The 9,325-nt window shown below is 59.1% G+C and carries 3 protein-coding genes and 1 pseudogene; all 4 read left to right on the top strand.

The features are described from left to right. A partial coding sequence (locus JJB97_RS03765) for a BapA/Bap/LapF family large adhesin (RefSeq protein WP_238712464.1) occupies positions 1-4,225 on the top strand: 4,225 nt, incomplete at its 5' end. Positions 4,226-4,501: 276 nt separating this feature from the next. Next, entirely contained in the window at positions 4,502-5,959 is a 1,458-nt protein-coding gene (locus tag JJB97_RS03760) for a TolC family outer membrane protein (protein WP_238712462.1), read from the top strand. Then, complete coding sequence (locus JJB97_RS03755) at positions 5,956-8,133, top strand: type I secretion system permease/ATPase (protein WP_238712460.1); 2,178 nt, start codon at positions 5,956-5,958, stop codon at positions 8,131-8,133. Before JJB97_RS03760 ends, JJB97_RS03755 begins: the two co-directional genes overlap by 4 nt. Next, a pseudogene (locus JJB97_RS03750) lies at positions 8,114-9,323 on the top strand (HlyD family type I secretion periplasmic adaptor subunit). Before JJB97_RS03755 ends, JJB97_RS03750 begins: the two are co-directional and overlap by 20 nt. Positions 9,324-9,325: the final 2 nt, after the last annotated feature.

Genomic DNA, 9,325 nt, shown 5'->3' with positions numbered 1-9,325 from the left:
CACCGACGCCGCCGGCAACGAGAGCGCCAAATCCCCGTCGCTCGACTTCACCATTGATACCGAAGCTCCGGACGCGCCGGCCAGCGCGCCGAGCGCCACAGACGACGAACAGCCGGTCACCGGCGCTATCAGCAGTGGGGATATCACCAACGACGCCACCCCCACCTTCGCCGGCTCCGGCCAGGCCGGGGAGATCGTCACTATTTATGACGGCGACAACGCCATCGGCTCCGTGACCGTGGACGAGAACGGCGCCTGGTCCTTCACCCCCGCCGATCCGCTGGGCGAAGGGGAGCATGCCATCACCACCACCGTCACCGACGCCGCCGGCAACGAGAGCGCCAAATCTCCGTCCCTCGACTTCACCGTTGATACCGAAGCTCCGGACGCGCCGGCCAGCGCGCCGAGCGCGACAGACGATGTCGGCCTGGAGATGGGGCCAATTCCTGAAGGCGCCACTACCGACGACAACAAACCCACCTTCAGCGGCGTGCTGGCTGACAACACTGGCGAGATTATCACCATTTACGACGGCGACACGGCCATCGGCTCTACCACCGTCGGCGCAGACGGCGCCTGGAGCTTTACCCCGGCAACCGCGCTTGAAGACGGCGAGCATTCGTTCACCACAACCCTCAAAGATGCGCTGGGTAACGAAAGCGCGCATTCGCCATCGCTGGGCTTCACAATTGATGCCGTAACCGCTGGCGATATTCAGGCCAACGATGACGACATTCAGTTGGACGTCACCACGACGACGGCTACCGTTAACACAAACGAATCGGATACCGGCATCGTACTCGTGGGGCTGTTGGGCGATTTGCTGAATCTGGGTACAGAAAACGCGGTGGCAGGCTTCAATGTCGGCGCTGGCCACAGCGCGGACATCAACGTTACTGTAACCGGCGAAGCATTGCTCGGCCTGGTTAACGATCTTAACGTTGCAGTGCAGCGCTGGGATACCGCGACAAACAGTTGGGTCACCGTGGCGGATACCACAAGCGACCCATCGCTGATCCAGATTATCAGCAACACCTCAGTGGAGATTAGTCTTGACGATCTGCCTGCGGGCGAATATCGCGTCGCGGCGTATAGCAATAATGCCCTTGCGGGCTTGCTGAGTACGACAACAGTCAGCGTTGATATCGCAGATACCGGCCCGGCAATCAGCGGCGCCGCCAGCGGTAACGTTATCACCGGCAGCGGTGATGCTGAAGGCGCGGATGTTATCACAGAAGGCACCGTGGTCAGCCAGGTTACCGGCGCTAACGGCATTGTCTATAACGTACCGGCCGGCGATGAAGGCCTTACCCTGCAGGGCGAGTACGGCACACTGAACATTCATGCCGACGGCTCCTATACCTATACCCTGACTAACGTTTCCAGCGCGGCATCCGGCAAAGTGGATAGCTTCACCTATACCCTGAACAACGGCGTCACAACCTCCTCAGCCGATCTTAATATCACGCTGGGTACGGCTAACGGCGCCAGCGAGGGTGATACGCTGCTGGCGCACGACAACGATATTGAGATGCTGGAAACGCCCGTGGTCACGACCGACACCTATACCGACAGCGGCTTCCTGCTGATCGGCTCGCTTGGCAACATCCTGTCGCTGCTGGGTACGGCTAACGCGGTTGCCAGTTTCTCGGTGGCAACGGATCACAGCGCGTCAATTGATGTTAGCGTTACCGGCAGCTCGCTTCTCGGCGCGCTGACCGATGTGGATCTGCTGGTGCAGCGCTATAATTCAGCAACCGCAAGCTGGGAGACCGTGGCCGACACGTCATCAAACCCGACGCTGATTAACATCATCGGCAACAGCCGCGTAACGGTGCATCTGGACGATCTTGCCGCCGGTCAGTACCGCGTGGTGGGCTACAGCGACAATACGCTACTGGGACTGGCCTCAACAACGACCGTCTCCGTAAACGTAACCGATACCGGCCCGGCTACGCTGCACGGCTCGCTCAAAGGCAACGTGGTAACCGACAGCGACGTTCTGCACGGCGTAGACAGCATTACCGCAGGCACGCTGGTAAGCCAGGTAACGGACAGCGCAGGCGTCGTCCACACGGTTGGCGCGCAGGGCGTGACCGTCAATGGCCTGTATGGCACGTTGACCATCGCACAGGACGGCAGCTATACCTATACGCTCACGGCGCCATCGGGTATCGCTAACGGCCACAGTGAAGAATTCACGTATACGCTAAGCGATGGTACAAACACCTCCAGCGCCAGCCTGAATATTGATCTTGGCGCGCCGGGCAGCAACAACGAAGTGGTGGCGGCGTTCAATGATACAGCGACGCTGGATATCGACACCCAACCGTTAGCGGTCAATCACGACGATTCCAGCCACGGCGGCATAACGCTGGGGATCTCGCTGGGCGGCGCGCTGGATCTGAATCTGATCAACCTCAGCGAGCAGGCCACACTGTCGGTCGGCGCAGACGAAATGCGCAGCCTGACGTTAACGGCCAGTATGATCGGAGTCAGTATCGGCACCAGCTACGATTTGTATGTTTACCGATACAGCGAAACAACCGGACAGTATGAGTTAAGCCAACGCACGGCGAACTGGTTCGTCACCACGCTAATTGGCGTTTCCGATCCCCTGCCGATAACCCTGGGCGAAGGCAATTATGTATTCCTGCTTAGCCCGAGTTCCGGGATCTCAGTCGGCAATATCTATAATCTGGCGTACACAGACGATACGACCCACAGCGTCGTCACCGCTGCCGGCTCCACCAGCGGTAATGTTATTTCCGAAGGCGCTGGCGCAGATACGGTGCCTGCGGGCAGCGCCATCAGCAGCGTGGACGGTAACGCTATCGCCGCGACCGGCAACACCGTCATTATGGGCCAGTATGGTACGCTGACAATCAATGCACAGGGCGCATACACCTATACCCTGCATGCGGGTCTGTCGCCGACAACCGTAGGCGATACAGAGCGCTTCACCTACACCGTGCGGGGGCCGGAAGGCGCAAGCTCGTCAGCCACGCTAACTATCAACCTGCAGCACCAGGCCGTGACGGCAGTAGAGGATATTTCAACTTCCGTTGAGTTCGCGGCCACAGAGCCTACGCAGGCGTATACGGCGACCAATCTGACCAGCCAGAGCTGGACGACGACCGCAAGCGCGTCCGGGCACACGGCTAACGGAAACATTCACGTAGACGAGGGCGACGTGCTGACCAGCCTGTCGCTGAAGTACACAATGACAGATTCTGTGCTGCTCGGCTCTGTCGGCATGACCCTTAACTACAACATCACCAACGCTGCGGGCGTTATCATCTCTCAGGGAACGGCGATCGCCACGAATACCGACGCCAGCGTAGCGGCCATAAACCTTGGTTCGCTGGCGCTGACGGCAGGTGATTATGTTCTGCACGTGACCGGCACGTCGGCAGGCACCAGCGCGGATATCCTTGGCAACCGCCCGGAGGTAAGCGTAAGCGCCACGCTAAGCGGCACCACGATTAGCGTAGATACCTTCCTCGCGTCGAATACCCCGCCAACCATTACAGGCAACCTCTATGACGGCAGCGATTCAGGCGGTGAACGCGACAACCTGGGATCGGTCAATACCACGCTAACGATTACCGGCGCATCCGCCAACGCCACGCTGCATCAGTATGACCTGTCGCCGGCCTCGATCGCCGGGCATTACGGCACGCTAACTATCAAACCTGACGGCAGCTACAGCTATGCGCTGAAGGGCAATCTCAACACCAACAGCATTACTGAGAAGGAGGTCTTCGATTACACCCTGACCGGGCCAAACGGCACAAGCGCCAGCGCCAGCCTGACCATTGATCTGCACCCGATACTTACCGGCGGCGCGCAGGCCAACGTTGCGACGAGCACCGCCTACGACGATACCTATACCCTGGGCGGCGCAAGCGACACGGTGATATTCCATCTGCTGGATAACCAGGACGCCACCGGCGGCAACGGCACTCAGAATGTCTGGACGGATTTTTCCACCGCGCAGCAGGATCGCATCAATCTCGATGAGCTGCTAACCGGCTGGGACGGAAACAGCGCTTCGCTGGGTCAATACCTGAATATTACCCATTCGGGCGGCGATACCGTGGTCTCCATTGACCGCGACGGCAGTGGTTCGGCTTTCCAGAGCACGCAACTGGTCACGCTGGACAATGTCAGCGTCACGCTGGAAGAGTTGTTGCAACACCAGGCCCAGGAAACGGTTTCCTGATTTGGAGGAGGAACCGGCACAGGGATGTGCCGCCTTTTCGCGCAATGTAACCGTTAACCAGATATGTGATGTTCATTGCAGTTTATTAAGAAATGAGGAGGCCGCCGGGATAAACCCGGCGTTATGTATTAAGCCATTAATACGCAAACGTGATTTATTAATTTCACGTCGTTTTTATAACTATGCGTAATTATAACTTCAGCATCAAATTAACCGTAATGGCGCGATTAAAATAACTTACTTGCAGCCGCGCTAAGAACGATACTTTATTTTGGGATGTGTTATAGGAATCTATCCTATCGCTCGTCTTGCGTGGGTATCGCGTGGTTGTTAGCCAGCGCCGCTCCCACGTTCGCCTTTGGCGCAACAGGATTGTTTGCCGGCGACAGCGCCGCTGAAACTGCCCGGACCATCAGTCCACAGCAGCTTAATAAACAACAGACGCTTCCCGACCTGACCGGCAGGGTAAATATCTCCCGCTACGGCCCGCCGCCGGGCGAACTGGACATGAATGCCGCCGTACAGCGCGCGGTTCAGTGGTACCCGGATATCAGCGCGGAAATCAGCAAACTGTTCACTCAGGCCTCAAAGGTAGAAATAGAACGGGCCAGGTACTATCCGCAAATTAGCGGCGGATTTAATAACGGCATCAGTAACACCTATGCCGATCACGGCTATAGCCCCTCGCTCGTTTTATCCGTTTCCCAAATGCTCTACGACTTCGGAAAAGTGGACAGCGCCGTCAGGGCGGCTAACGCCGCAGTGGCCGCGCAGCAGGCTACCGTGCTGTTAACCATTGACAAAATCGCCCACGACACCGCCGCCGCGCTGGTGGAAGTGCAGGGCTATCAGGAACTGGTGAAAATTGCCCGGGAACAACTGATCGCGCTCAACGCCATCAGCCGTCTTGCGCACAGCCGCAGCGACGAAGGCGCCAGCTCACAATCAGACGTGGTGCAGACCGAGGCCCGCATTGAAGGAGCGCGCAGCACGCTAACCCAGTATCAGGCAAGCCTGGAGCGCTGGCGCGCCACGCTCTCTACCTATCTGGGCTGGGAGCAGACCCACGCCGTCAGCGGCGAATTTCCGCGCGTGCTTAACGCCGCCTGCCGGGCTGGCGATATTGACGACCAGATGGTGCCCTCGGTGCTGGCCGCCTACGCGCAGCGCAATCAGGCCGCCGCGCAGTTGGCCGGCGCCAGCGCGCAAATGTTACCCACCGTCTCGCTGGAGCCGCAGGTAACCCGCTACCTCAATGACCGCTACGCCAACAGCGAGCAGTTAAACAAAACGCAATATTCCGCCTGGCTTAAAGTGCAGATGCCGCTTTATCAGGGCGGCGCGCTAACCGCCGGCAAAGCGGCCGCCCAACATAGCCTGGACGCCGCCGCCGCATCGGTGCGCTCAGCGAAGCTTCAGGTTCGCCAGCAGTTAGCCGAAGCCAGCAACCAGGCAGACAGCCTTGAGCAAGCGCTGCTCATTCTGGCCCGCGAACAGCAGCTCAGCCAGCGCACCCGCGAACTCTATCAACAGCAGTACCTTGAGTTAGGAACCCGCCCGCTGCTGGACGTGCTGAACGTTGAGCAGGAAATTTACCAGTCGCGTTTTTCACAGCAGCAGACGCAAATCCAGCTTCGCAGCCTGCAGCTTGACTGCCTTTACAGCACCGGCAATATCCGCAAAGCATTCACCCTGACCGGGCAGACTATCCAGGGCGTGGAGATTCAACCATGAGCGACGTTCAGCCAGACAACATTCCAACCGGCCTGACGCGGCAAGAAACCGGCAAATGGCTGCGCGCCGTTGCCCATATCGCGCGCCACTATCGCATCGGCTATTCCGCGGGCAATCTCGAAGCCGCCGCCAACTGGCAGCTCAACAAGCCTCTGCCCGTGGTGCTGAAAAACCTCGCCCGCCAGGCAGGTCTTAAGGCCCGCATACTTAACCAGGGCGTGGAGGATATTTCACGCTGGCGCCTGCCGCTGGTTATCCAGCTTGACGACGGGCAGATTGGCGTCGTTAAAAGCCACGATAACGACGGAAATGTTGCCGTAAGCCTGGTGGATGACGACGATCTGGTCAATCATTACGCCCTGGAGACGCTGCTGGCGAAAATCCGCCGCGTGGTGGCGCTGCGCCCGACGATGGCGGGCTACGATGCGCGCACCGCCAGCTACGTTACGCCCTTTCGCCCGGACTGGCTGATAAAGCTGGCGATGCAGAAAGCGCGCCCCTACTGGCACGTGATGCTGGCTTCGCTTTTTGTAAATATCCTGGCGATGGCGGGCATCCTCTATTCCATGCAGGTTTATGACCGGGTGATCCCGGCGCAGTCTTACCCTACCCTCTATGTGTTGTCCATCGGCGTGCTAATCGCAGTTATCTTCGGCTTTGTACTGCGCGTGATTCGCGGACATATTACCGATATCCTCGGCAAACAGGCGGATATTCGCATCTCCGATCGAGTATTCAGCCATGCGCTGCGCCTGCGCGCCAGCGCTATTCCCCGCTCCACCGGCAGCTTTATCTCACAAATTCGCGAACTGGAGCAGATTTGCGAGATGGTCACCTCCACCACTGTTTCAGCGTTAATGGATTTGCCCTTCTTCTTTTTGTTCCTGCTGGTATTGTGCATTATTTCACCGCAGCTTGCCTGGATTGCGCCGGTCGCGACCGTTATCATGCTGGCGCCGGGCCTGCTGCTGCAAAAGAAAATGGCCGCGCTGGCAAGGCAGAGCGTGCACGAATCCACGCTGCGTAATGCGGTACTGGTTGAGAGTGTGCAAGGGCTGGAGGATATCAAGCTGATGCAGGCCGAAAATCGCTTTTTGCAGCAGTGGAATAACTATATCCAGGTGACCGCCCAGTCCGGCGTGCAGACGCGCAAAATCACCCAGGGATTGATCGCCTGGGGCGTCGCTATTCAGGGGCTGGTTTATGCCGCCGTAGTCATGGCGGGCGCCCCGCTTATCATCAATGGCGATGTCACCACCGGCGCTATTGTTGCCGCATCGCAGCTCTCTTCGCGCATGATCTCGCCGATGACGGCCTTGTGCGGCGTGCTGGCGCGCTGGCAGCAGGCCAAAGCCGCCAAAGAAGGGCTGGACGCCATCATGAAACTGCCCACGGACAACGACCCGGATGAACAACGCATCGCCTGCCCGGTGTTGCAGGGCGATTACCATTTTGCGAACGCCGCGTTCCGCTACCGCGAAGACACGCCGCAGGCGCCGCTGCGCGTGACGAAACTTGATATCGCCGCCGGAGAGCGCATTGCGGTGCTGGGGCGCAACGGCGCAGGCAAATCGACCCTGCTTCAGGCGCTGGCGGGCGGCATGGATCTCATCGAGGGCGAGCTGACGCTCGATAACCTGAGTCTGCGCCATATCGACATGGCCGACGTACGCCGCAACATCGGGTTGTTGACTCAAAACGCACGTCTGTTTCACGGCACGCTGCGCGATAATCTGGCGATGGGGGCGCCCTACGCACGCGACGATGAGATTTTCGCCGCGCTGGAGGTTACCGGCGGCGCGGAGTTTATCCGCGCTCTGCCGATGGGCCTGGATCATCTGATTATGGAAGGCGGATCGGGGCTGTCCGGCGGCCAGCGCCAGGCGGTGCTTCTGGCGCGCCTGCTGCTGCGCGATCCTAATATTGTGCTGCTCGATGAGCCGACAGCCTCGCTTGACGATCACACCGAGCGCGAATTTCTGCTGCGCCTGGGCCGCTGGCTGGCTGGCCGCACGCTGATTGTCGCCACCCACCGTACGGCGGTGATGTCGATAGTCGACCGCGTGCTGGTGCTCAAAGAGGGACAACTGGTGATGGATATGCCGAAAGAGCAGGCGCTGAGCCGCAGCGCATCGGCAGCAACCGGAGGTGAAAATGAAAAGCAACGCGCCTGATACCGTTCAGCCGGTGCTGGTATTACAGGATGCCGACGGCGATATTGACGACGGCAAGCTGGCGCGCTCCGGGCGCGTGGTGGTCTGTATCGTCGTTCTGCTCGCCGCCGCGCTGGTGTGGGCCGGGTTTGGCACTCTTGACGAAGTATCGACCGGCACGGGCAAGGTGATTCCCAGCTCGCGCGAGCAGGTGTTGCAGTCGCTCGACGGCGGCGTGCTGGTCGCGCTGGGCGTGAGGGAGGGCCAGAAGGTGGAAGCCGGGCAAATCGTCGCGCGCCTCGATCCGACGCGTTCGGAATCGAACGTCGGTGAAAGCGAAGCGCGTTACCGCGCCGCGCTCGCCGCCAGCGCGCGCCTGTTTGCCGAAGTTAACGACGAACCGCTGACCTTTCCCAAAGCGCTGGATAACTCCCCGGCGCTGGTGGCGGCGGAAACGCGTCTCTACCAGGCGCGACGCGCGCAGTATAACAATTCTGCCGCACAAATCCGGGCATCGCTGGCGTCGGTTACCAGCGAGCTTGGCATCACCCAGCGCCTGGTGACCTCAGGCGCCGCCAGCAACGTGGACGTGCTGCGCCTTAAGCGCCAGAAGGCCGATCTGGAGCTTAAACTTTTGGATCTGCATCAGCAGTATTCGGTACAGGCGCGCGAGGAGCTGTCGAAGGCCAACGCCGAAGTCAACACCCTGACAGAAGTAATTAAAGGCCGCGCCGATTCGGTGCGCCGCATGACGGTTTACTCGCCGGTGCGCGGCATTGTGAAAAATATTAAGGTCAGCACTATCGGCGGGGTTATCCCGCCCAACGGCGAGCTAATGGAAATTGTGCCAATGGACGATCGCCTGTTGATTGAAGCCAGACTGTCGCCGCGCGATATCGCCTTTATTCACCCCCGAGCAAAAGGCTCTGGTAAAGATTACCGCCTATGACTATGCGATATACGGGGGCCTTGAGGGCCAGGTGGAAAGTATTTCCCCGGATACCATTCAGGATGAAGCCAAACCGGAAATCTACTATTACCGGGTCTTTATCCGCACCGATCACGACTATCTGGAGAACAAGACGGGAAAACGCTTTTATATTTCGCCGGGGATGATCGCAAACGTAGACATTAAGACCGGCGAAAAAACGATACTCGACTACCTGGTTAAGCCGTTTAACCGGGCAAAAGAGGCGCTGCGCGAACGCTAGTG

The organism is Tenebrionibacter intestinalis (genome assembly GCF_016632365.1).
GTDB lineage: Bacteria > Pseudomonadota > Gammaproteobacteria > Enterobacterales > Enterobacteriaceae > Tenebrionibacter > Tenebrionibacter intestinalis.
The sequence above is the reverse complement of the archived record's forward strand: the minus strand, read 5'-3'. Positions and strand labels throughout refer to the sequence as shown.